Below are 23,970 nucleotides of genomic sequence, written 5' to 3' on the forward strand. Positions count from 1 at the left end.
GATTCCGGTCATCGAAATTGAAGAGTTTTGACGAGCTCCGTCATGGAGCGCCGGACGAGAGGATGTGCGCGTGGACGACGACCGGCCCGATGTACTGCTGACCGGGCTGCTCTTCTACGACCTCGTCCTCACGGGTCTGGGCGGGCCGCCGACGCCGGGCGAGGAGATCTGGACGGCCGGCATGGGCTGCGGCCCCGGCGGCATCGCCAACCTGGCGGTCGCCGCGTCCCGCTTCGGCCTCAGGACCTCCCTGGCGACGGTCTTCGGCGACGACTTCTACGGCGAGTACTGCCGGGACGTCCTCGACGACCAGGAGGGCGTCGACCTCTCGCTCTCCCGCACCGCGGACGACTGGCCCACCCCCGTCACCGTCTCGCTCGCCCACGGCGACGACCGGGCGCTGGTCACCCACGGCCAGGAGCCCCCGTACTCGCAGGACGCGCTGATGGGCGACCCGCCCGAGGCGCGCACGGCCCTCGTACACCTGGAGGCCGAACCCCGCGAGTGGATCGCCAGAGCCGCCGCGAACGGCACCCACATCTACGCCGACGTCGGCTGGGACCCCACCCAGCAGTGGTCCACCGACCTCCTCGACCAGCTGAAGCTGTGCCACGCCTTCCTCCCCAACGAGACCGAGGCGATGGCCTACACCCGCACCGACAGCGCGGTCGCGGCGCTCGGCACGCTCTCCGAGCTGGTGCCCGTCGCCGTGGTCACACGGGGCGGGGACGGCGCGGTGGCCGTGGACCAGACCACGGGCGAGTACGCGGACGTCCCGGCCCTCGACATCGATGTCCTGGACGCGACGGGCGCCGGGGACGTGTTCGGCGCGAGCTTCGTCGCGGCCTCGCTCGGCGGCTGGCCGCTGGAGGAGCGACTGCGGTTCGCGGTGCTCGCGGCCGGGCTGTCCGTCCGGCATCCGGGTGGGGCGCTGGCCGCACCCGGCTGGTACGGCGTCGACCGCTGGTGGCGGTCGCTCGCCGACCGTGAACTGAAGACTGCATACGGTTTTCTGTCCGACCGGATCCCGGCCGACCCCGGGCCCCCCGTCCGGTACGCCCCCGTCACTCCCCCCGCACGGCAGTTCTGACCCCCGTACATATGCGAAGACCCGAAAACCCCCGAAAGGCGGTGGGAGCTGTGCGGCTCTCACGAAGAGGCCTGCTCCGCGCGGGCCTGGCCGGTACGGCCGCCACGGCGCTCGGCGGCCTGGCGTCCGGCTGTGCCGTTCCGACCGGCTCGACCGGCCGGAACATGGTCCTTTGGTACTGGAGCGGCGGCCTGAGCGACACCGTCGTCAAGAACGCCAAGGCCCGCTACGACAGTTCGGTGAGCCTGGACGCCATCCAAATCGGCGGCCAGTACCGCTCGAAGCTCATCACGACGATCACCGGCAAGGCCCACATCCCCGACATCGCGGGGCTCAAGGGCGAGGACATGGCCGCGTATCTGCCCAACGCGGACCAGTTCATCGATCTGCGCACGCTCGGCGCGGAGAAGTACAAGAGCCAGTACCTGTCCTGGAAGTGGGACCAGGGCATCGCCGACGACGGCACGATGGTCGGCTTCCCGATCGACTGCGGGCCGGTCGCGCACTACTACCAGTTCGAGATCTTCCGCAAGGCGGGGCTGCCGTACGAACCGGCCGATGTGTCCAAGGAGTTGAACACCTGGGAGAACTTCTTCGCCGCGGGTGAGCAGCTCAAGAAGCGAATCCCGGGGACCATGCTCCTCACCGACGTCAACTCCGTCTTCGTGAACGTCGTACAGCAGGGTTCCAAGCGGTACGTCGACAAGGACCGCCACTTCATCGGCGACCAGGAGCACGTACGCGACGCCTGGGCGCTCGCCGTGGAGGCCAAGCGCCGCGGAATCGTCTCCGACCTGGTGAACGGCACCCCGGACCAGCTGTCGGCCAAGCAGGACGGCAAGCTGCCCAGCGAACTGGGCGCGTCCTGGGCGGCCTTCGACATCAAGAACGGTGTGCCGAAGGCCAAGGGCAGGTACCGGGTCGCCGACATGCCGGTGCGGCCCGCCAACGACGGCGGCTCGTTCCTGTCGATCACCAAGGCGTGCCGGGAGCCCGAGCAGGCCTTCGAGATCATCACCTGGATGCTCAACTCGGCCAACCAGGCGCAGGGTTACGTCGACGCGGGCCTCTTCCCCTCCACGCCCGCCTCCTACGGCCTCAAGCAGATGCAGGAGCCGGACGACTTCTTCGGCGGCCAGGTCACGACCGACATCTTCGGACCCGCCGCGCAGAAGATCGAGGTCGCCTACAACAGCCCGTACGACATCGCGCTCGGGCAGCCCATCAAGGACGAGATCAAGAACGTCGGCGTCCTCGGCAAGGACCCCAAGAAGGCCTGGAGTGACGCCATGAGCAAGTGCCGTCGCATCGCGAAGCACCTGGGGGTGAGCTACTGATGGCCGTCCTCGAGCAGACCCCGCCCGCCGTGGCCCAGCCCTCCGCGGTCGGACCGAAGAAGGGCTTCCGCAAGTACTGGCACCTCTACGCCGCCATCTCCCCCTTCTATCTGATCTTCCTGGGCTTCGGCCTCTTCCCGGTCGGCTTCTCGCTCTATCTGTCCTTCCATCGCTGGGACGGCCTCGGCACGATGGAGTGGGCCGGGCTCTCGCAGTACCAGTACCTGCTGAGCGACAGCGACTTCTGGAACTCGATCGGCAACACGATCATCATCTGGGCACTGGCCACGTTCCCCATGATCTTCCTGGCGATGATCACGGCCGTGATGCTCAACTCGGCGGTCCGGCTCAAGGGCCTGTACCGCGTCGCGTACTTCCTGCCGAACGTCACCTCGGTCGTCGCCATCGCCATCGTCTTCGGCTCGATCTTCTCCACCAACAACGGTGTGGTGAACGCCGTCCTGCACGGGGTGGGGATCGACCAGGTGGCCTGGCTGAACACGCCCTGGGGCATCAAGGTCACCATCGCGGCCCTGATGACCTGGCAGTGGACCGGCTACAACGCCATCATCTTCCTCGCCGGCCTCCAGACGATCCCGAGCGATCTGTACGAGGCGGCGCGCATGGACGGCGCCGGGCCGATCCAGACCTTCTTCCGGATCACGCTGCCACTGCTGCGGCCCACGCTCCTCTTCGTGCTCGTCGTCTCGACGGTCACCGGCCTGCAGAGCTTCTCCGAACCACAGGTCCTGCTCCAGACCTCGTCCAACGACTCGACGTTCGCGGGCGGTCCGGGCCACTCGGGCCAGACGATGGTCCTCTACTTCTTCCAGCAGACCTTCGACAACAACGACTTCGGGTACGGCGCCGCCGTGGCGTGGGGCATCTTCCTCGTCGTCGTCCTCTTCTCGATCATCAACTGGCGCCTCGTGCAGCGCCGGGGCGACTAGGAAGGGCCCACCATGGCATCCATCAAGGGGTCCCGCCGCAGAGGGATCGCGCTGCACCTCCCGCTGATCCTCGGCACGCTGATCTCGGCCTTCCCGTTCTACTGGGCCGTGATCATGTCGACGCACAGCTCGACGGAGATCTTCTCGTACCCGCCGAAGCTGCTGCCGGGGACGCACTTCCTTCAGAACGTCCGCAATCTCTTCGACGCCATCGACTTCTTCGGGTCGATGTGGAACTCGCTGCTGGTCGCGGTGTCGGTGACCTTCCTGGTCCTGCTCTTCGACTCGCTCGCCGCGTTCGTCTTCGCCAAGTTCGCATTCCCCGGCAAGGGGCCTCTGTTCGGGCTGCTCATGGTCATCTTCATGGTGCCGGCGCAGCTGTCGGTCATCCCGCAGTTCGTCCTCATGGCGAAGATCGGCTGGATCGGCTCGATGACCTCGCTGATCGTGCCGGCCGCGGCCAACGCCTTCGGCATCTTCTGGATGCGCCAGTACATGAAGACCGCCATCCACGACGAGCTGCTCGACGCCTCCAGGCTCGACGGCGCGAACTTCCTGCGCCAGTACTGGCATGTGGCGCTCCCGGTGGTCCGCCCCGGCCTCGCCTTCCTCGGCATCTTCACCTTCATGGGGCAGTGGAACGACTTCGCCTGGCCCCTGATCGCCCTCACCAACCCGGACAACGTGACCCTCCAGGTCGCGCTGTCCCAGCTCAACGGCACCCACGGCACCACCGACTACGGCATCGTGATGACCGGCGCCCTGCTCGCCCTCATCCCGCTGCTGATCGTGTTCGCGGTCGGTGCCAAGCAGATCATCGGCGACCTCGCGAAGGGAGCCGTGCGCGGATGACGAGCGATCCCCTGCTCGCCCTGCGTCCCTGGGAGGCACCCGAGGTGACCTCCTGGGGGCGGCTGCCCATGAACGCCGTCGACCGGCGCTCCGGAGCACTCCCCCTGGACGGCGACTGGAATTTCCGGTTGCTGCCAGCTCCGGACGCGCCGGTCGGCGGTCCGTGGTCGACGGCGTACGTACCGGGTGTCTGGACCATGCAGTCCATTCAGGGCGCTGACGACCTTCCGCAGTACACGAACATCCGTATGCCCTATGCGGAATTCCCGCCCCTGTCGCCTGTATACAGAAACCCGACGGGTGTGTACGAGCGCACGGTCGACATCCCCGCCGAGTGGACCGGCCGCCGGATCGTGCTCCAGGTCGGCGCCGCCGAGAGCGTGCTGCTGGTGCAGGTGGACGGGCGGCCGGTCGGCATGTCCAAGGACTCCCACCTCGCCGCCGATTTCGACCTCACGCCCTTCGTCCGGCCCGGCGAGCGCGCCACCGTGCGCCTGACCGTCGTCAAGTGGTCCGACGCCTCGCACATCGAGGACCAGGACCAGTGGTGGCACGGGGGGATCACCCGCTCGGTGCTGCTGTACGCGACCGACCCGCTGTATCTCGCGGACGTGACCGTGCGGGCCGCGTACAGCGGTGAGCTGCGGGTCGACTGCCGGGTGCGGGACGCGGGCGGCGCGCTGCCCGACGGCTGGTACGTCACCGGCGAGCTGGACGGACGGCTCCTCACCCAGGACGCGGAGTTCGACCGCGCCAACGTCGAGGACGAGCGGGTCTCCGACTTCCTCGGCGAGGTACGGCTGCACACCACCGTCCCCGACGTGCGCACCTGGAACGCCGAGACGCCCGAGCTGTACGGCCTGACCGTCCGCCTGCACCGCGCCGACGCGACGGTCGCCGACACCTCGTACCACCGCATCGGCTTCCGTGACATCGAGATCGTCGGCCGGAACCTCCTGGTCAACGGCGAGCGGGTGTTCATCCGCGGCGTGAACCGGCACGACTTCCATCCGCTGACGGGCCGGACGGTGTCGTACGACGACATGCGCGCGGATCTCGTCCTGCTGAAGCGGTTCGGCTTCAACGCGATCCGCACCGCCCACTACCCGAACGACCCGGGGCTGTACGACCTCGCCGACGAACTCGGCTTCTACGTCGTCGACGAGGCGGACATCGAGTCCCACGACCACGCCCATGAGATCGCTGACGACCCGCGCTATCTGAACGCCTTCGTCGACCGGGTCTCGCGGATGGTGCTCCGCGACAAGAACCATCCGTCGGTGATCATCTGGTCGCTCGGCAACGAGTCCGACTACGGCGCGAACCACGACGCCGCGGCGGGCTGGGCGCGCCGGCACGATCCGACGCGGCCGATCCAGTACGAGGGTGCGGCCAAGCTCGACTGGGCGGCCACCGACGACGCCTCCGACATCGCCTGCCCCATGTACGCGCCGCTGGAGGACTGCGTCGCCCACGCCCTGTCCGGCGAGCAGACCAGACCGCTCATCCAGTGCGAGTACTCCCATGCGATGGGCAACAGCAACGGCACGCTCGCGGACCATTGGGCGGCCATCGAGTCAACGCCAGGTCTTCAGGGCGGGTTCATCTGGGAGTTCTGGGACCACGGCATTCTCCAGCGTGTGAACGACGGAAGACCGGTCGGGCGTGGGGGCGCCGGGCTCTATGACAACGGTGTCGCCGCGCCCGGATATCGCTGGGCGTACGGCGGCGACTTCGGCGAGACCCTCCACGACGGCGCCTTCATCGCCGACGGCGTCGTGTTCCCGGACCGCACTCCCAAGCCCGCGATGTACGAGCACCGGGAGATCGCGGCGCCGGTGCGTATCGAGTGCTTCAGGCACGAGGGCATCGTGCTCGGCAACCATCAGCACTTCCGCGGCCTGGACTGGCTGTCCGGCGAGTGGGAGCTGTCGCTCGCCGACGGTGACACCCTGACCGCGCCCGCCGAGCTGCCGGATCTGCGGCCCGGTGAGACGGCGGTCGTACCGCTGCCCTTCGAGGTGCCTCGTGAGGGCGGCGAGGCCTGGTTGACGCTCAGGGTGACGACCGCGCGGGACGAGGCATGGGCGCCGCGGGGCACGGTGGTGTGTCTGCCGCAGGTACGGCTGCGGGAGGCGGCCCCGGTCCCCGCTTCCCCGGAGAACCGTTCCGTCGAGGTCGACGCCGACGGGCTGCTCGTCCACCCCCTGCTCACCGCAGCCCCCACCCTGTCCCTGTGGCGGGCGCCCACCGACAACGACGAGCTGGGCGGCATGGCGCTGCGCTGGCGGACCTGGGGGCTCGACGCGCTGGTGCGCAAGGCCGTGTCGGTGCGTGCGGACGACGGCCGGGTCACCGTGGTCGCGGAGTACGCCGGCACCCTCGGCGTCGTGCGGCACCGGCAGGTCCTCACGCCGGTCGAGGGCGGCGTCCGGATCGACGAGGAGGCCGAGCTGCCGTCGGAGTTCGACGACGTGGCGCGGGTCGGGTCGGTGTTCGAGACGGTGCCGGGCCTGGACCTGCTGGAGTGGTTCGGGCAGGGACCCTGGGAGTCGTACCCCGACCGGAGCGCGGGCGCGCCGGTGGGCCGTCACTCCGTGCCGGTCGACGAGTTGTTCACCCCCTATCTGCGTCCGCAGGAGAGCGGCGGTCGCCACGGCGTACGGCGCTTCACGCTCTCGGCGCCCGACGCGACCGGGCTGACGGTCGCGCTCGACGAGCCGCGCCAGGTCTCCGTGACCCGCTACCGGGCCGAGGACCTCACCTCCGCCACCCATCACGACCAACTGGTGCCGCGGGCCGGGTGCGTGGTGCACCTCGACGCGGCCCACCGGGGTCTCGGCACGGCTTCGTGCGGCCCCGACACCTTCCCCTCCTACCTGGTCGCACCGGGTGTCCACCGCTGGAGCTGGACCCTGCGCACTCTCTGAAACTCCACCGGATTTCACCCCTTTTACGGAGCACACGTGTGCACTTCGCATGAGCACGGGTCCGAGCATGCCCAGGCGGGCGCCGGACGCCGTGGTTTCCTCCGGGCGACGGCGCTGCTCGGCGCCGCCGCCACGGCCGGCGTCGCGCTGCCGGGCGTGGCCGAGGCCGCCGCGCAGAGCCGTTGGCGGCCCGACACCGACAGTCGGCGCTTCACCCTCGCGGTGATGCCCGACACGCAGTACCTCTTCGACGGGCCGAGCATCGACAAGGCGCCTGTCGAGGCCTCCCTGCGCTATCTCCTGGAGCACGGAAAGGACGAGAACCTCGTCTTCCTGTCCCACCTGGGCGACCTCACGCAGAACGGCGCGGCGGCCGAAGTCACCGCGATCAGCGAGGCGTTCAAGCTGCTGGACCGGCGCGGTGTCGGCTACAGCGTCCTGGCGGGCAATCACGACGTGAAGTCGTCGACGGACGACCAGCGTGGCTCGTCGCCGTATCTGGACGCCTTCGGACCGGACCGGTTCCAGGGCAAGCCGACCTACGGCGGCGCCTCTCCCGACGGCTACAACACCTTCCACCTGTTCACGGCCGCGGGCCGCGAGTGGATGGTCCTGGCGCTGGACTGGCGGCTGTCGGCGAAGGGGTACGCGTGGGCGAGGGACGTCCTCGCCCGGCATCCGAGGACACCCGTCATCCTCACCACCCACGAGCTGGTCGTCGAGGACGACACCCTGTCGGCCTACGGCCAGCAGCTGTGGGACCGGCTGATCGAGGACCACGACCAGATCTTCCTCACCCTCAACGGCCACTACTGGCCCGCCGGCCGCGCGACCCGTAAGAACGCGGCGGGACATGACGTCCACCTTCATCTGACGAACTACCAGAACCGCTACTTCGGCGGCGCGGCGATGATCCGCCTCTACCGTTTCGATCTCGATCGGAACGTCATCGACGTCGAGACGGTCTCCCCGTGGATCCTGGGGCGGGCGGGCAAGGGCCTCAACGAGCTGGAGCGACAGGAGATCGAACTCAGCGGTGAAGCGGACCGGTTCACGGTCGAGGTCGACTTCGCCGAGCGATTCTCCGGCTTCGCCCCGGTGCCCGCGCGGGCGGAGCGTCCGGTGTCGCGGCTGCTGATTCCGGGCACGGTGGCCTACTGGCGCTTCGACTCGGCGGCGAAGGACACCGTCCGCGACCTGTCGGGCCGCGGCAACGACCTCTCCCTGGTCACCGTCGACGGCGGCACACTGGGCTGGTCCGCCGACCACCACCCCGACCAACCCGGGCACGGCAGCCTGGAGTTCCAGGGCTTCAAGTCCCCGCTGAAGGGCGCGTATCTGCGCACGGTCGACGGCGCCCCGATCAACTCGGCGACGTTCAGGGCCGGTTACACCATCGAGGCCTTCTACCGCCTCCCCGCCGACTGGGACCCCTCCCATCACGCCTGGTCCGGCATCGTCAGCCGCACCGGCACGGGCGGCGCCGCCGGCAAGACGGGCGACGACCCCGACGAGCCGCTGGCCACACTGTCGCTGTCCAACGACCGCGAGCCGCAGTGGGCGATGCGCCCGCTCAACCAGGAGGGCATCGCCACCAACTGGGGCCAGGAGACCCCGCTCGAGACCTGGTGGCACCTCGCGGTCGTCAACGACGGCAGACACACCACGCTCTACGTCGAGGGCTGCCCCGTGGTCCGCAATCCGAGGGCCACCGCGATCGGCATCGCCTCCGTCGGACTCCCCTGGCTGCTGGGCGGCTACGAGTACGGCGGGAAGATCGACCAGATCCTGCACGGACACCTCGGTGACGTCCGCGTCGTCGAACGGGCCCTGCCCGTCACCTCCTTCATGACGCACTGACCCCTTCTCGAGGATCACCATGACCGAGCAGCAACTGCCCGACTGGGCCGACCCCTCCGTCTCGCCCGCCGCACTCGATCCGCAAGGGCTGTCCAGGCGCGGACTCCTGCGCCGCGCGGGCCTGTTCGGCGCCGCCTTCACTCTCGGCTCGGCCGCCGTGCCCGCCGCCGCCTCCCCGCAGCGCCTCGGCGGCGACGATCCGAGGCTGGCGTATCTGGTGGGCGACCACCACGTCCACTCCGTCTACAGCCACGACGCCAAGTACACCTTCTCCCAGCAGGCGAAGGCGGCCGCCAAGTACGGCCTGGACTGGATGGTGTTCAACGAGCACTCCAACTTCGGACACGCCTACCACGGCGCGAAACTGGAGCACGAGGAGATCCTCCAGGCCCGTGCGGAGAACCCGCGTCAGCTGATCTTCCAGGGTCTCGAGTGGTACATCCCGGCGGCCGAGCACTGCACGGTGTTCGCGGCGCCCGGCCCCCACGAGGTGGACCTGCTGACGCAGTTCGAGCTCGCCTACGACGGCAAGCTGCTCAACTACACCGAGGGCTCCGCCGGCGCGACCGACACCGCCCGCAACGAGGCGCATGCCGTCAAGGCGATCAAGTGGCTGGCCGAGCAGCGCCGTTCGGGCTATGTCGACGACGTCCTCGTCCTCGCCAACCACCCGCTGCGGCTCGGCATCGACTCCCCGCACGAGATGCGCAACTGGCGGGACGCGGCCCCCGAGATCATGATCGGCATGGAGGGCGCGCCGGGCGCCCAGGGCGCGGCCATCCCCGGCTGGCGCGGCACGACCTCGATCCGCGGCGAGTACGAGAACAAGCCGACCGCCCAGTCCTGGTCCGGCTATCCGGCGGACGCCTACCTGACCTACGGCGGCTTCGACTGGGCGACGGCGACCGTCGGGGGGCTGTGGGACGCGCTGCTGGCCGAGGGCAGGCTGTTCTCGATCACCACCAACTCCGACAACCACCGGACCGTCTTCGACACCTGGAAGAACGGCGACTGGCCGACCGGACAGAACTTCGACACCACCGGCAAGCTGCCCGACCCGGTGAACACCGACACCCCGCAGCCCGGCAGCGACTTCTGGCCCGGCCAGTTCAGCCGCACCCACGTGGGCGTCACCCGCTACGGCTACCGCGCGGTCATGGCGGGCCTGCGCGCGGGCCGCGTCTGGCTGGACCACGGGCATCTGCTCGACGGGCTCGACGTACGCGTCAAGCGGGACTGCGACACCGGGCGGGGCGTCACGCTGGGCGGCCGGCTGCGCGTCCGCAAGGGCGAGCGGATCAGCCTGTACATCACCGTCACGACCGCGTCCCGGCCGAACCCGCAAGGGATCCTGCCCGAGTTGGCGCACGTGGACGTGATCCGGGGTGCGGTGCGCGGCGCGGTCACCGACCGGGACACCTGGCGGGCGCCGGACACCAAGGTCGTACACACGAAGGATGTCAGCGGCCGCAAGGGGACGTACACCCTGCGCATCCCGCTGACCGCCGGGGACGAGTCCTTCTACGTCCGGCTGCGCGGCAGCGACGGCAACCGCCACGGCGCGGGGTACCTCGGTGCCTCGGTCGACCCGAACGGGCCGATCCCGCACGAGCCCGGGAACGGTGACCCGTGGGCGGATACGTGGTTCTATTCCAACCCCGTATTCGTCGACGTGGCAGGTGCCTGATGAAGCGTCAACTTCTGTCCCTGGGGTGCTTATTGGGATCGCTCGCGCTCGGCGCGGCGGGCACGGCGGCGGCGACCGGTGAACCGCGCTGGGCCGAGACCGGCACCGCCTACACGGACACCCTCGGCGGCGGTCAGGGACTGGCGAGCCGCGCGGACGGCACACTGCTGTACCGCGGGCTCGCCTCCGTCCCGCTGGAGCTGCGGCTCAAGGGCTGGAACCACGTCGGCGACCCGGACATCGCGCGCGGGTACGTCTTCGACGCCTACCAGGGCCCGGAGACGGCCACGTCGAAGATGTTCGCCGTCACCACGCCGGCCGGGAAGCGCTACGAGTACGTCCACCGGCTCAACCCGGGCGAGAAGCTGAACAACTCCTTCGCGACCGTCTCGCCGGACGGGCAGTGGCTGGTGTCGGGCGAGTGGGGCGACCAGAACAGACTCCAGGTCTTCCCCGCTCCCCTGCTCAACCCGGCCACCCCGCCCACCGGCGGGGCGCTGCCGGAGGCCTGGCAGATCACCCTGGACAAGCCGGTGCGCGACATCCAGGGCTGTGACTTCGTGACGGACACACGGCTGGTGTGCGCCTCGAACGACGCCACGGGGACGCTGTTCCCCCAGATCCGTCCGCTGCTCCAGGTCGACCTGCCCCGCAAGCTCGACGGGCAGCCGGTCACGGGAACGGTGAGGAGTCTGTTCGCGCTGCCGCAGCGCAGCGTGTGCACGGGCGCCTTCGAGACCGAGGGCGTCGACTACGACGCGCACAGCGGCACGCTCCGCGCGGAGGTGATTCCGCCGGGCGTGTGCGCGGTGAGCACGGCGGTGTACTCGTACCGGCAGGTCACAGGCTGATCGAGGCGAGGTACGGTGGCCGCGTGACCACGGAAGAGTCGCTGCGGCCCCAGTCCCTCATGCTCACGTTCCTGGGCGACCAGGTGCTCGGGCGTGATGTGTGCGTGTACTCGGGCAGCGTCATCGACGTGTTCGCCCGCGCCGGGATCGGCGAGCAGGCGACGCGCTCGACCCTGACGCGGATGGTGAACCGCGGCCTGCTGCGCCGCCAGCGCGAGGGCCGCCGGATGTACTTCGGGCTGACCGAGCACTCCGAGGCCGTCCTGCGCGACGGTGAGCGGCGCATCTGGCAGACCGGCGCCGTCAACCGGCAGTGGGACGGCACCTGGACACTGCTCGGCTTCTCGCTCCCCGAGTCCTGGCAGCGGCAGCGCCACGACCTGCGCTCCAAGCTCACCTGGAGCGGGTTCGGCCCGCTCTTCAGCGGTCTGTGGATCGCACCCGGCGAGGTGGACGTCGCGGAGCTCGTCGCCGACCTGGGCCTGTCCGCCCATGTGAAGGTCTTCCGCGCGCACGCCGACACCGGCATGGACATCGGCGCGATGATCGACGAGACCTGGGAACTGGCCGAACTGGCCGAGCGCTACGAGCAGTTCGTACGACGCTGGCAGCCCTGGGAGACGGCCGCGGCGAGCCCCGAGGACGCACTCGCCCGACGACTGGTCCTGCAGTCGGAGTGGCTCCAGACCATCCGCCGCGATCCTCGCCTCCCGGTCAAGCATCTGCCGGACGACTGGCCGGCCGAGCAGGCGGAGAAGACGTTCCGCGCGGTGCACGAGCGGCTCACGCCGCCGGCGCGGGACGCCTCGGAACGTCTCCTCGACCTGGTGCCCGTACGCCCTGATCAGGCGTAGAAGCGGGACAGGCTCTGCAGCACGGCCGCCGGCTTGGCCCCGCCCTCGATCTCGATCGTGCCGTCGACGGTGATCTGCACCCCGCCCGCCACGTCCTCGACCTCGGCCAGCCTGCCGACCAGACGGATGCGCGAGCCGACCTTCACCGGCGAGGGGAAACGGACCTTGTTGAGGCCGTAGTTGACCTTCGTCGTGACGCCCTGGACGTCCAGCAGCTCGGTGAAGAGCGGGATGAAGAGGGAGAGGGTCAGATAGCCGTGCGCGATGGGGGCCCCGAACGGCCCCTCGGCTGCCTTCTCGGGGTCGACGTGGATCCACTGGTGGTCACCCGTGGCGTCGGCGAACGTGTTGATGCGCTCCTGGGTGACCTCGATCCACTCACTGGTGCCGAGGTCGCTGCCCGCCAGCTTCTTGAGTTCGTCGATGCCGTTCACGGTGATGCTCATGAGGTTCCTTCACTGTTGCCGTACCGGGTACGGACACGGGACTTGAGGAGCTTCCCGGAGGCGGTGCGCGGCAGTTCGTCCGCGATGACCACCGACTTCGGGATCTTGTACTTGGCGAGGCGGCCGGACAGGGCGGCCAGCACCTCGTCGGCGTCGAGCGAGGCGCCCTCCCGGGGCACGACGACCGCGCGCGGCACCTCGCCCCACTTGTCGTCCGGCACGCCGATGACGGCGCACTCGACGATGTCGGGGTGGGAGAGGAGCAGGTCCTCGATCTCGGCGGGGTAGACGTTCTCACCACCGGAGATGATCATGTCCTTGATGCGGTCGACGATGTGCACGTAACCGTCCTCGTCGACCCGGGCGGCGTCCCCGCTGCGGAACCAGCCGTCCGCGAAGGCGGCGGCCGTCTCCTCGGGCAGCCCCCAGTAGCCGGGCATGACATGCGGTCCGCGGACATGGACCTCGCCGGTCTCGCCGACGTCGGCGGGGGTGAGGTCGGGCCTGACCACCCGTACGTCGCTGAAGAAGTGCGGTACGCCCGCCGAGCCCGCCTTGCTGAGCGCGTGCTCCGCGTCCAGGAACAGCGTGCCGGGGCTCGCCTCCGTCATGCCGTAGCCCTGGAGGAAGGTGAGACCCCGCTCCTGGTACGCGGCGATCAGCGGTGTGGACACCGGGGAGCCGCCGCAGGTCAGGATCCGCAGGGAGGAGAGGTCTGCGTCGGCCCAGCGCGGATGCCGGGCCACCTGCTCGAACATCGTCGGCACCCCGAACATGAAGGTGATCCGGTGCCGTTCGATGAGGTCGAAGGTGGCCGCCGGGTCGAAGGCCTCGACCAGGACACAGGTGCCGCCCTTGAGCAGGACCGGCAGCGTCAGCATGTTCAGCCCGGCCGTGTGGAACAACGGGGCGGAGACCAGAGCGCGTTCGTCGGCGATCAGGTCGGTGTCGACGAGGACGTTGATCGCGTTCCAGGTCAGGTTCCCGTGGGTGAGCATGGCGCCCTTGGGGCGGCCGGTCGTCCCCGAGGTGTACATGATGATGCAGGTGTCGTCCGGGGTGACCGGCTGGTCGATGGCCTCCTCGGAGGCCGACGCCAGCGCTTCCTCGTACTCGGCGCCGACCTCGACGTACATGCGCACGTCGGTGCTGCCCGGGAGGCCGGCGACCAGTCCGGCGTGCGACGGGCCGTAGACGAGGGCCTTGGCCCCGGAGTCGGCGAGCTGGTAGGCGATCTCGGGGCCCGCGAGGCGGGTGTTGAGCGGGACGAAGACCGCGCCGAGGGTGCCTGCCGCGAACAGGGTCTCCAGGTAGGAGGGGTGGTTCGGGCCGAGGTAGGCGATCCGGTCGCCGCGGCGGACGCCCCTGGCGCGCAGGGCGTGGGCCAGGCGCGTGGTGCGTGTATGCAATGTGCGGTAGTCGGTCGACTGTTTGCCGTGGACCAGAGCCGTGCGGTGCGGGGTTTTGCGGGCCCGGCGTGCGGGCCATGACCCCAGTCCCTCGTTGCGCATGCGGGGCCCCTTACGGCTTCGTCAGCCCGAGCAGACGGGCGGCGTTCTCCTTGAGGATCTTCGGCTTGACCTCGTCCTTGATCGACAGCTTCTCGAAGTCCGCGAGCCAACGGTCGGGGGTGAGGACGGGGAAGTCGGAGCCGAAGAGGACCTTGTCCTTGAGCAGGGTGTTCGCGTACTGCACCAGCTGCGGAGGGAAGTACTTCGGCGACCAGCCGGACAGGTCGATGTGGACGCCCGGCTTGTGGGTGGCGACGGCGAGGGCCTCGTCCTGCCAGGGGAAGGACGGGTGCGCCAGGATGATCTTCAGGTGCGGGAAGTCGGCCGCCACGTCGTCGACGTGGAGGGGGTTGGAGTACTTGAGCCTGATCCCGCCGCCGCCCGGGACTCCGGCGCCGATGCCCGTCTGCCCGGTGTGGAAGAGGGCGATCGTGCCCGTCTCCTCGATGACCTCGTACAGGTCGTACGCCACCGAGCGGTCGTTGGGGAAGAAGCCCTGGATGCTGGGGTGGAACTTGAAGCCCTTCACCCCGTACTCCTCGACCAGCCGGCGGGCCTGCTTGACCCCGGCCCTGCCCCGGAAGGGGTCGATGGAGGCGAAGGGGATCAGCACGTCGGAGTTGGCGGCGGCCGCCTCGGCGACCTCCTCGTTGGGGACCGGCGCGGTGCCGGTCGCCGACTCCGCGTCCACCGTGAAGATCACGGCGGCCATCTTCCGCTCGCGGTAGTAGGCGGCCGTCTCCTCCAGCGTCGGCTTCCGCTTCCCCTCGACCTTGAAGTAGGCGGAGGAGGCATCGTGCAGGTCGTCGTCGAGCGAGGAGTGCCCCTTGGAGGAGACCTCCGCGTGGGTGTGGACGTCGATGGCGACCAGGTCATCGACGTTCATCGAGGGAGCGGTGTTCGTCGAGGGGGTCATCACGCCTCCGGAAGCTTCGGCGCCGGGATGCCGACCGACTGGAGTTCGGCGCCGACCGACGTCGGGAAGGCGTCGGCCAGTGTGTCGGGGGTCCAGCCGCCGTCGGCGTACGCCGTCCTGATCTCCTGCGGATGCGACCAGAGTGCCACCTTGTCGCCGCCGATGCCGATGGCCTGGCCGGTGATGCCCCGGGCGGCCTCGGAGGCGAGGAAGGGGACGAGGGCCGCGCAGTCCTCGGGGGTGCCGAAGCCCTCGCCCTTGCGGAGGAAGGCCGGGAGCGGCTCGCCCTGCTTCATGGCGTCGATGTACGGGGCGAAGGCCGGGATCGTCTCGGTCATCGCGGTCGCGGCGACCGGCACGATCGCGTTGACGGTGATGCCGGCGCGGCCCAGCTCCATGGACCAGGTGCGGGCGAAGGCGGCGATGCCGGCCTTGGCGGCGGAGTAGTTCGTCTGCCCGAAGTTGCCACGCTGCCCGGCCGGGGAGCCGACCAGGATCAGGGAGCCGCCCTCGCCCTGCTCGCGCATCCGGACGGCGGCGGCACGGGCGCAGGTGAAGGTGCCCTTGAGGTGGGTGGTGATCACCGCGTCGAAGTCGTCGTCGGTCATCTTCCAGAGCACCTTGTCGCGCAGGATGCCCGCGTTGGTGACCAGGATGTCGATCCGTCCGAACTCCTCGACGGCCCTGTTCACGAGCCGCTCGGCGGCCTCGGTGGTGCCGACGGGGACGACCTCGGCGACGGCGCTGCCGCCGGCCTCGGTGATGGACTTCACGGCTGCCTCGGCCACCGCCTCGTCGACGTCGTTGACGACCACGGACGCGCCGTGGGCGGCGAGGGCGTGCGCATAGGCGAGGCCGAGGCCCCGGCCACTGCCGGTGACGACGGCGACCTTGCCGGAGAGATCGATGCTGGGCACGGGGGAGGTCCCTTCACGAGCTGATGCGGGTGGTGCGGAGGCCGCCGTGCGGCTCCGCTGCCGAGATCGAAGCTAAGAGCAATAATTGTTGACGTCAATAGTTGTTGATGACCTACGGGTGCGTCATGCTGGAATCTGCACGACAGACCGACCCAGGGAGCCCGCCATCACACGCCAGCACGTCACCAACCCGAACCTGATCGACGCGGACGAGCCCTGGATGCGCGGGCTGCACGCCGACGCGGGCTATCTGCTGTACCGCCTGGGGCTGCGCTCGGGGCAGTTGTTCAACGCGTTCCTCCAGGAGTCGGGGCTGCGACTGCGCCACTACGCGCTGATGCGCTTCCTCGCCGGTTCCGACGGCGCGCTCCAGCGCGAGCTGAGCCATCGACTCGGCTACGACCCGAGCGCGATCGTCGGTCTGGTCGACGATCTGGAGAAGCTGGGCCTCGCCGAGCGGCGCCCCTCCCCCGACGACCGCCGCAGCCGGATCGTCGTCCTGACCGAGGACGGCCGCGCGTTCCTGCGCGACACCGACGAGGCGGGCCTGCGGGTGACGAACGAGCTCCTGGACCCGCTGGACGCCGCCGAGCGGGAGGTCCTGCACGGACTGCTGCTGCGGATCGCGGAGGACGGACTCAACTGATGTTGTGCAAGTGATTGACGGCGATATGAGAGTTGCCTAACTTCACTCGCGTCCCGCACTCCCGCCCCCGCATCGGAAGGGACCCCGTGTTGAGAACCCCCACCGCTCTCGCCGTACTCACCGCGACCCTGTGCACAGCCGTCGCCGTCCCCGCCCAGGCCGCCGCCACGGACACCCACCTCGAGGGCCAACTCGCCTCGGGCGCCAAGTACTTGATGGACGTCCCCGCCGACTGGAACGGCACCGTGCTGCTCTACAGCCACGGCTACCGCCCCGCCGCCGCCCCCGTCTCCGCGCAGAACGCCCCCAGTGCGGCCACCCTCACCAAGCTCCTCGACGAGGGCTACGCGCTCATCGGCTCCTCGTACGCGACGAACGGCTGGGCGATCACGGACGCCGTGCCGGACCAACTGGCCACACTGGACCTGTTCACGGAGAAGTTCGGCAAGGCCCGCGAGACCATCGCCTGGGGCACCTCGTACGGCGGTTTCGTCACGACGGCCCTCGCCGAGCGGCACGCCGACCGGTTCGACGGCTCGCTGTCGATGTGCGGTCTGGTCCAGGGCGGTGTCGCGAACTGGAACAGCACCCTGGACCCGGTGTTCGCGCTCAAGACGCTGCTCGCGCCGGACGCCGACATCCAACTCACCGGTTTCGCCGACCAGTCGGCCGCCGTCGGCGCCGCGAACGCGCTCTCGGCGAAGGTCGCCGACGCCCAGCGGACCCCCGAGGGCCGGGCCCGTATCGCGCTGGCCGCCGCCCTCCACAACATCCCCGGCTACAACGACCCCTCCCAGACCGAGCCCGCCCCCACCGACTGGAACGCCCAGCAGGCCAACCAGTACGCGGCGGTCTCCGGCCTCCTGAGCCTGCCCGCCTTCAGCTGGCGGCAGGAGGCCGAGAGCCGGGCGGGCGGCAACATGTCCTGGAACACGGGCGTCGACTACACGGCGATGCTCGCCCGGTCCCCGCTGTTCAAAGAGGTGACGGAGCTCTACAAGGAGGCGGGCCTCGCCCTGCGCACCGACCTCAGGACCCTCAACCGCGCACCCCGGACATCCGCCGACACCAAGGCCGTACGGTGGATGCGGCAGACCAGCGCGCTCTCCGGGCGGCTCACCGACCCCCAGCTGAACATCCACACCACCGGCGACGCGCTGATCCCCGTCCAGGCCGAGAGCGCCTACCGACGGGCCGCCACGGCGGCGGGCTCCGGCAAGCTGCTCAGCCAGGCCTATGTCGACGGGCCGGGCCACTGCACCTTCACCACCGGTGAGACACTCGGCGCCCTGCACACCCTGGAACAGCGCCTGGACACCGGCCGCTGGGACGCCTCGCCGGAGGCACTCAACACCCGTGCCGAACAAGAGGATTCCGCGACGGAACCCCGATACGTCAGCTTCCGCCCCACCGCCTACCCCCGTCCGTACGACCTCGCCCACCCGGGAGACGCCCGGCCATGACCCTCCGCTCCGCGCCCGACCGACTGCTGTCCGTGCTCGCCGCGTTCGACCACGAACACCCGGCACTGAGCCTGACGGACATCAGCCGGCGGGCCGGGCTGACCCTCACCACCGCCCACCGGCTCGTGGGCGCCCTCACCGAGTGGGGCGCCCTGGAACGGGACGAGTCCGGCGTGTACCACGTCGGACTGCGGCTGTGGGAGGTCGCGGCGCTCGCCCCGCGCGGGCTCGCGCTGCGCCAGATCGCGCTGCCGTACCTGGAGGACCTGTACGAAGCCACCCACGAAAACGTGCAGTTGGCCGTGCGGGACGGCGCCGAGGTCGTCTACATCGAGTGGCTGTCGGGCCGTTCGTCGGTCGGCGTCCACATCCGGGTCGGCGCCCGCTGGCCGCTGCACGCCACCGGCGTCGGCCTCGCCCTGCTCGCGCACGAGAGCCCGGAGTTCCAGGAGCGGTACCGCGCGGGCCCGTTGGCCTCCTTCACCCCGTACACCATCACCGACCCGGCACAGCTGCGCCGGGTCCTGGCCGACGTACGGCGCACGGGGGTGGCGGTGAGCGACCGCCAGGTCACCGACGACGCCCTGTCGGTGGCCGCCCCCGTACGCGGGGCGGGCGGGGCGGTGGTGGCCGCGGTGTCGATCGTGGTGCCGCAGGTCGACGCACAGGTACCGGTGCTGGTGCCGGCGGTGCGGGTGGCCGCGCGGGGGATATCGCGGGCGCTGGGGTGGCAGCCGGAGAAGGGTGCCTCGAAGCTCGGCGGCTGACCGCTCGGCCGGTGCCGGATATCCCTCTCACCGGCGAGGCACGGGCGGCACACCCGTCGCGATACTGGTACGGCCCTTGCCCCGAGGAGCCGCCCATGTCCGCTCAGTCCTGGTTCACCTCTGTCGCCGCGCGGCTGCGCGCGGCGAATCGGTACGCCGTCGACACGGCGCTCGCCGCGCTCGTACTGTTCGCCGCCTCGTTGCAGTGGATCTTCCCCGACGAGGGGGGCGAGCCGCTCACCTGGGCGGGCTGGCTGCTCGGCGCGGCGACGGCCGTCCCCCTGGTGTGGCGCAGCCGCGCCCCTTTCGCGATGGCGTGCGCGGTGTCGGTGGCCACGCCCGCCCAGGCACTGCATCACGCACCGCCGCCGGACGTGATGTACGGCGGCCTGGTCGTCCTGTACACGATGGCCGCCCGGGGCAAGCCCTGGCAGCGTCGTTTCATGCTGGTGGGCTGGCTCCTCGGGGTCTCGCTGGTCATGCTGCACAAGCAGGAACCCCAGCCCTTCGAGTACGCCTTCCAGCTGATGGGCGTCGCCTGCGCGTACGCCTTCGGGGTGCTCTCCCGCCTGCAGCGCGCCTACACGGCCGAACTGGAGGACCGGGCGCGGCGGTTGCAGCGGGAGCGGGACGCGGACACCGCGCGGGCGACGGCGCAGGAACGGGCCCGGATCGCCCGGGACATGCACGACATCCTGGCCCATGCGGTGAGCCTGATGGTGGTGCAGGCCGAGGCCGGTCCGGTCGTGGTGCGCAGTGATCCGGCGCGTGCGGAGGCCGCGTTCGAGGCGATCGCGGCGGCCGGGCGGGACGCCATGTCGCAGCTGCGACGGATCCTCGGTGTCCTCAAGGAGGACCAGCGCAACGGGACGTCGCCGCAGCCGGGCGTCAAGGCACTGCCCGTGCTCATCCGGCAGGTCCGCGATTCGACGGGCCTGCGCGTCGAGTTGCGCGCCGAGGGTGAGCCGCGGACGCTGCCGCCGGACACCGACATCGCGGTCTACCGCGTGATCCAGGAGGCCCTCACCAACACGGTCAAGCACGCGTACGCTTCCTCCGCGACCGTAGAACTCGACTGGACGGAGGAGGCGTTGACGCTGACGGTGACGGACGACGGGCGGGGCATCACGGTCCCTGGCGGTGGGCACGGGCTGATCGGCATCCGGGAGCGGGCCGCGGCCTGCGGCGGTGACGCGCGCACCGGGCGGGGTCCGGACGGCGGTTTCCGGGTCTTCGTACGCCTTCCCGTGGGGGACCGGCAGGCGGCGCCGGGGTGAGCATCCGGGTGGTCGTCGCCGACGACCAGGAGCTGGTCCGCAGCGGCTTCAGCATGATCCTGGAGGCGCAGGCGGACATCGAGGTGGTCGCCGAGGCCGGTGACGGCGCGGAGGCGGTCGCCGCGGTGCAGCGGCACACGCCCGACGTACTGCTGCTCGACATCCGCATGCCCGTGATGGACGGCCTCGAGGCGGCCCGGCGGGTGTGCGCGCAGTCCGCGTGCAAGGTCGTCATGCTGACCACGTTCGACCTGGACGAGTACGTGTACGAGGCGCTGTACGCGGGCGCCAGTGGCTTCCTGCTGAAGGACGTGCGCCGCGACGACCTGGTGCACGCGGTACGGGTGGTCGCGGCCGGCGACTCGCTGCTCGCGCCCGCGGTGACCCGGCGGCTGGTCGCGGACATCGTGAAGCGGCGCCGGGAGGAGGCCGCGGCCGACGTCACCCCGCGCCGCCTCGACGTGCTGACCGCGCGCGAGGTGGAGACCCTGCGGATGCTCGCCCGCGGCCTGTCCAACGCCGAGATCGCCACGTCCCTGTTCGTCAGCGAGCACACCGTGAAGACCCATGTCAGCAATGTGCTCGGCAAGTTGGGGCTCAGGGACCGGGTGCAGGCGGTGATCTGCGCGTACGAGACCGGGCTGGTGACGCCGGGCGCGTCCTAGGCCTGGTCGCCCAGCTCGGTGAAGAGGGTGAGCTGGAGCGCGCCCGGCGCCTCCAGGCGGGAGTTGAGGGAGTTCCAGGGGGTGCGGGTCGGTTCGGCGATCACCTCGGCGCCGGCCTCGGCCAGTCTCGCCGTGGTGGCGGTGGAGTCGTCGACCTCGAAGGCGACCCGGATGGGTCCGGCCACGCGGCGCCCGACCTCGACCTCGTCGATGAACGCGGCGTGGTTCGGGTCGGTGATCTCCAGCGTGGCCCGGCCGGCCTCGAGGATGGTGACCCGGCCGTCGGGCGAGGAGAACGCGGCGCGTTCGGGCAGGCCGAGGACGTCGCGGTAGAAGCGCAGGGCCTCGTCGTAGTCGTCGGCCGTGACGACGAGACGGAGTTCGCGGACGGCGGGCGCGTCGGACATGGCGGCTCCTCGGGATCGTGGATGGTGATGTGATCAACTCCCTTACCAGTGCGATCCATTCCTCCCTCCGGGGAGTGAGACGGAGGGTCGTCTCCCCCGCGCGACGGAGCCCCGGAAACCACTCCCTCCGGCGATCCGGCACCATCCCCTCCCGCAGGAGCCTGAGGGCATGTCAACCGATGCCCCGCCGGGAGGGACCGTGCTCGCCACACTCGCCCGGACGGCCACGCGCCGTCCGCTGACCGTCATCGCGCTCTGGGTGATCTTCCTGCTGCTCGGCTTCGGGCTCGGGACGGGCGTCTTCGGGCGCCTGTCGGACAACGTGCCCGAAGTCCCCGGCACCGAGTCGGAGGCCGCCTCGCAGTATCTCGACCGGGTCGACCCCGCCGGTGAGTCGATCACGGCCGTCGTCGAGGGAACCGCCGTCTCCGACCCGGGACTCCGCGCCCAGGTCGAGCGGGCCGTCGCCGAGGTCCGGGAGATCGCCGGGGTCGCCGCCGTACCCGATCCGTACGAGACGCCCGGCCTGCTCGCCGAGGACGGGCGGGCACTCATCATCCCCGTCGCCCTGGAGGGCGGACTGGACGACGACGCCGAGGAACGGGCGGTCGACGACGCGGCCGACCGCATCAAGGAGATCGACGCGCCCGAGGTCCACGTCAGCGGCGGCCTGCTGCTCGGTCTGCAGATCGGCGAGAAGGCCCAGGAGGACGTGAAGAACGCCGAGTTGATCTCCCTGCCCGTCGTACTCGCCCTGCTCCTCGTGGTGTTCGGCGGGCTGCGCTCGGCCGCGCTGCCCCTGGTGATCGCGGTGAGCGGCATCGCGGGCGCGTTCCTCGCCCTGTTCCTGTTCAGCGAGGTCACGGACATCTCCGTGTACGCGATCCAGGTCACCACCATGCTGGGCCTCGGACTCGCCGTGGACTACGCCCTGTTGATGCTGGTCCGCTTCCGGGAGGAGCGCCGCAACACCCACGACGTGACCGAGGCCGTGCACCGCACGGTCGCCGCGGCCGGGCGGACCGTGCTGTTCTCCGGACTCACCGTGGCGGTCAGCCTGACCGGACTGCTGGTCTTCCCCAGCGTGTTCCTGCGCAGCATGGGTCTGGCCGTGGCCGCGGTGGTCGTCGTCGACATGCTGGCCGCGCTCACCCTGCTGCCCGCGCTGCTCACCCGCTTCGGCGGGAAGATCCCGCCGGCGAAGGTGCGTCCGGAGGGCGAGGAGGGCCGTGTCTTCGCCCGGCTGGCCCACTTCTCCGCCCGCAACCGGATCGCCGTCCTCGCGGTGATCGTCCCGGCCCTGCTGGTGCTCGCCCTGCCGGTCGCCGGCATGCGGATCAACATCGGGGACGCCCAGCAGCTGCCGTCGAGCACCGAGGCACGACAGCTGTACGACACCGTCGACGCCCACTTCCCGCCCGGGACCGGGGTGTCACCGGTGACGGTCGTCCTGAAGCCGGGCACGGACCAGTCGACCGTCGAACGCATACAGTCGCTCAGCCCCCGCGCCGAGTCCCGGGACGTGCCGGGCGGCATCACCGTCGTGGAACTGCCGCCGCCCGGCAGCGTGGACGGCGACGGGGCCACCGCCCTGGTGGAGCGGGTACGGGACATCCGGGGCGACGAGCCGGTCGAGGTGACCGGACCGGCGGCACGGCTCGTCGACTTCCGCGCGATGCTCGCCGAACGGGCCCCGTGGGCGGCCGTGACCGTCCTGGCCGGCATCTTCCTCCTCCTGTTCGCGTTCACCGGGTCGGTGCTGATCCCGCTGCGCACGATCGCCACGACCCTGCTCAGCCTGGGTGCCGCGCTCGGTGTGGTGGTGTGGGTCTTCCAGGACGGTCACCTGGCCGGGCTGCTGGGCGCGGAGGGCCTCGGTGCGCTGAGCCTGACCGCCCCGCCGCTGATCATCGCGATCGCGTTCGGCCTCGCCATGGACTACGAGCTGTTCATCCTGGCCCGGATGCGCGAGGCCCGGCGCCGCACCGGCGACGACCAGGAGGCCGTGGTCACCGGACTGCGCCGCTCGGGGCGGGTCGTCACCTGCGCCGCGCTCCTGCTCGCCGTGGTCTTCGGGGCCTTCATGACGGGCGGCTTCTCCCCCATCCTCCAGATCGGACTCGGCCTCACCCTCGCGGTGCTGATCGACGCCACCGTCGTCCGCATGCTGCTCGTCCCGGCGACGATGGCGCTGCTCGGGCGCCGGGCGTGGTGGGCACCGAAGCCGCTGCGCCGGGTGCACGACCGGTTCGGGCTGAGCGAGGAGGAGACACCCGAACCGCAGGTGCCGATGAACGTCTGACAGCGGTCGGCGCACAGGGGACCTGGCCCGAGGGCCGGGTCCCCGTCCCAAGGGGTGGTTACAGTGCCGCCATGGGCAACGGGGGGAACCGGCCGACGCGGCCGTGCAAGTGGTGCGGCAAGCCGGTCGAACAGCCGAGAAGCCGTTGGCGCCGCCGGCGCTATTGCGGCAAGTCCCACCGCCGCAGAAACCGGATCCTGAACGCCGTCCTGGAGTTCCTGGACTTCTGACAGCGGCCGCCG

21 protein-coding genes are annotated in these 23,970 nt (G+C 70.4%); 16 read left to right on the top strand and 5 right to left on the bottom strand.

The window, feature by feature from the left end:
- Positions 1–70 precede the first annotated feature (70 nt).
- Genes ACIOHP_RS42560 through ACIOHP_RS42600 form a run of 9 tightly spaced genes read left to right on the top strand, consistent with a single transcriptional unit; the run spans position 71 to position 12,411 of the window.
- Positions 71–1,090: a carbohydrate kinase family protein gene (locus ACIOHP_RS42560; protein ID WP_361543539.1), complete on the top strand. Its 1,020-nt coding sequence runs from the start codon at positions 71–73 to the stop codon at positions 1,088–1,090.
- Positions 1,091–1,140: 50 nt separating this feature from the next.
- Entirely contained in the window at positions 1,141–2,427 is a 1,287-nt protein-coding gene (locus tag ACIOHP_RS42565) for an ABC transporter substrate-binding protein (RefSeq protein WP_401895997.1), read from the top strand.
- Complete coding sequence (locus ACIOHP_RS42570; protein ID WP_401895999.1) at positions 2,427–3,377, top strand: carbohydrate ABC transporter permease; 951 nt, start codon at positions 2,427–2,429, stop codon at positions 3,375–3,377. Before ACIOHP_RS42565 ends, ACIOHP_RS42570 begins: the two co-directional genes overlap by 1 nt.
- Positions 3,378–3,389: 12 nt before the next feature.
- Positions 3,390–4,229 carry a carbohydrate ABC transporter permease gene (locus ACIOHP_RS42575; protein WP_401896000.1) on the top strand — a complete coding sequence of 280 codons (840 nt, stop codon included), beginning with the start codon at positions 3,390–3,392 and terminating at the stop codon, positions 4,227–4,229.
- Positions 4,226–7,159: a glycoside hydrolase family 2 TIM barrel-domain containing protein gene (locus ACIOHP_RS42580; protein ID WP_401896003.1), complete on the top strand. Its 2,934-nt coding sequence runs from the start codon at positions 4,226–4,228 to the stop codon at positions 7,157–7,159. Before ACIOHP_RS42575 ends, ACIOHP_RS42580 begins: the two co-directional genes overlap by 4 nt.
- A 36-nt stretch (positions 7,160–7,195) precedes the next feature.
- Complete coding sequence (locus ACIOHP_RS42585) at positions 7,196–9,019, top strand: LamG-like jellyroll fold domain-containing protein (protein WP_401896004.1); 1,824 nt, start codon at positions 7,196–7,198, stop codon at positions 9,017–9,019.
- A 19-nt stretch (positions 9,020–9,038) separates the two neighbouring features.
- A complete protein-coding gene (locus tag ACIOHP_RS42590; RefSeq protein WP_401896006.1) occupies positions 9,039–10,706 on the top strand; it encodes a histidinol-phosphatase in 1,668 nt (555 codons plus the stop codon).
- A complete protein-coding gene (locus tag ACIOHP_RS42595) occupies positions 10,706–11,557 on the top strand; it encodes a hypothetical protein (RefSeq protein ID WP_401896009.1) in 852 nt (283 codons plus the stop codon). The genes ACIOHP_RS42590 and ACIOHP_RS42595 overlap by 1 nt, the downstream gene beginning before the upstream one ends.
- A gap of 23 nt (positions 11,558–11,580) precedes the next feature.
- Entirely contained in the window at positions 11,581–12,411 is an 831-nt protein-coding gene (locus ACIOHP_RS42600; protein WP_401896011.1) for a PaaX family transcriptional regulator C-terminal domain-containing protein, read from the top strand.
- Here ACIOHP_RS42600 and ACIOHP_RS42605 read toward each other — a convergent pair.
- Genes ACIOHP_RS42605 through ACIOHP_RS42620 form a run of 4 tightly spaced genes read right to left on the bottom strand, consistent with a single transcriptional unit; the run spans position 12,402 to position 16,201 of the window.
- Entirely contained in the window at positions 12,402–12,857 is a 456-nt protein-coding gene (locus ACIOHP_RS42605; RefSeq protein WP_046256236.1) for a MaoC family dehydratase, read from the bottom strand. The two genes, ACIOHP_RS42600 and ACIOHP_RS42605, sit on opposite strands and share 10 nt — an antisense overlap.
- Positions 12,854–14,368 (bottom strand): long-chain fatty acid--CoA ligase, encoded by a 1,515-nt coding sequence (locus tag ACIOHP_RS42610; protein ID WP_401896013.1) that lies wholly within the window; start codon positions 14,366–14,368, stop codon positions 12,854–12,856. The genes ACIOHP_RS42605 and ACIOHP_RS42610 overlap by 4 nt, the downstream gene beginning before the upstream one ends.
- Positions 14,369–14,378: 10 nt before the next feature.
- A complete protein-coding gene (locus ACIOHP_RS42615) occupies positions 14,379–15,254 on the bottom strand; it encodes an amidohydrolase family protein (RefSeq protein ID WP_401896127.1) in 876 nt (291 codons plus the stop codon).
- A gap of 29 nt (positions 15,255–15,283) precedes the next feature.
- Positions 15,284–16,201: an SDR family NAD(P)-dependent oxidoreductase gene (locus tag ACIOHP_RS42620; protein WP_401896015.1), complete on the bottom strand. Its 918-nt coding sequence runs from the start codon at positions 16,199–16,201 to the stop codon at positions 15,284–15,286.
- A 220-nt stretch (positions 16,202–16,421) separates the two neighbouring features.
- Here ACIOHP_RS42620 and ACIOHP_RS42625 point away from each other — a divergent pair, with 220 nt between their 5' ends.
- The 5 genes from ACIOHP_RS42625 to ACIOHP_RS42645 all read left to right on the top strand — a co-directional run bounded on the left by ACIOHP_RS42625 (position 16,422) and on the right by ACIOHP_RS42645 (position 21,019).
- Positions 16,422–16,847 (top strand): MarR family transcriptional regulator, encoded by a 426-nt coding sequence (locus ACIOHP_RS42625; RefSeq protein WP_361543817.1) that lies wholly within the window; start codon positions 16,422–16,424, stop codon positions 16,845–16,847.
- An 89-nt stretch (positions 16,848–16,936) separates the two neighbouring features.
- A complete protein-coding gene (locus ACIOHP_RS42630) occupies positions 16,937–18,310 on the top strand; it encodes an alpha/beta hydrolase family protein (protein ID WP_401896017.1) in 1,374 nt (457 codons plus the stop codon).
- The gene (locus tag ACIOHP_RS42635) at positions 18,307–19,077 is read left to right on the top strand and encodes an IclR family transcriptional regulator (protein ID WP_361543609.1); all 771 of its coding nucleotides are present in this window, start codon (positions 18,307–18,309) and stop codon (positions 19,075–19,077) included. The genes ACIOHP_RS42630 and ACIOHP_RS42635 overlap by 4 nt, the downstream gene beginning before the upstream one ends.
- A gap of 95 nt (positions 19,078–19,172) precedes the next feature.
- Positions 19,173–20,354 carry a sensor histidine kinase gene (locus ACIOHP_RS42640; protein ID WP_401896020.1) on the top strand — a complete coding sequence of 394 codons (1,182 nt, stop codon included), beginning with the start codon at positions 19,173–19,175 and terminating at the stop codon, positions 20,352–20,354.
- Entirely contained in the window at positions 20,351–21,019 is a 669-nt protein-coding gene (locus ACIOHP_RS42645; protein ID WP_361543615.1) for a response regulator transcription factor, read from the top strand. The genes ACIOHP_RS42640 and ACIOHP_RS42645 overlap by 4 nt, the downstream gene beginning before the upstream one ends.
- On the opposite strand, the gene ACIOHP_RS42650 is transcribed toward ACIOHP_RS42645, so the two are convergent.
- The gene (locus tag ACIOHP_RS42650; protein WP_327720618.1) at positions 21,016–21,426 is read right to left on the bottom strand and encodes a VOC family protein; all 411 of its coding nucleotides are present in this window, start codon (positions 21,424–21,426) and stop codon (positions 21,016–21,018) included. The two genes, ACIOHP_RS42645 and ACIOHP_RS42650, sit on opposite strands and share 4 nt — an antisense overlap.
- A 199-nt stretch (positions 21,427–21,625) precedes the next feature.
- On the opposite strand from ACIOHP_RS42650, the gene ACIOHP_RS42655 reads away from it, so the two are divergent.
- The gene (locus tag ACIOHP_RS42655; RefSeq protein ID WP_401896129.1) at positions 21,626–23,728 is read left to right on the top strand and encodes an MMPL family transporter; all 2,103 of its coding nucleotides are present in this window, start codon (positions 21,626–21,628) and stop codon (positions 23,726–23,728) included.
- Positions 23,729–23,799: 71 nt separating this feature from the next.
- Complete coding sequence (locus ACIOHP_RS42660; protein ID WP_401896022.1) at positions 23,800–23,958, top strand: hypothetical protein; 159 nt, start codon at positions 23,800–23,802, stop codon at positions 23,956–23,958.
- Positions 23,959–23,970: the final 12 nt, after the last annotated feature.

The sequence above is a fragment of the Streptomyces sp. NPDC087859 genome, from assembly GCF_044742595.1.
In the GTDB taxonomy this organism is placed as follows: Bacteria; Actinomycetota; Actinomycetes; order Streptomycetales; family Streptomycetaceae; genus Streptomyces; species Streptomyces canus_F.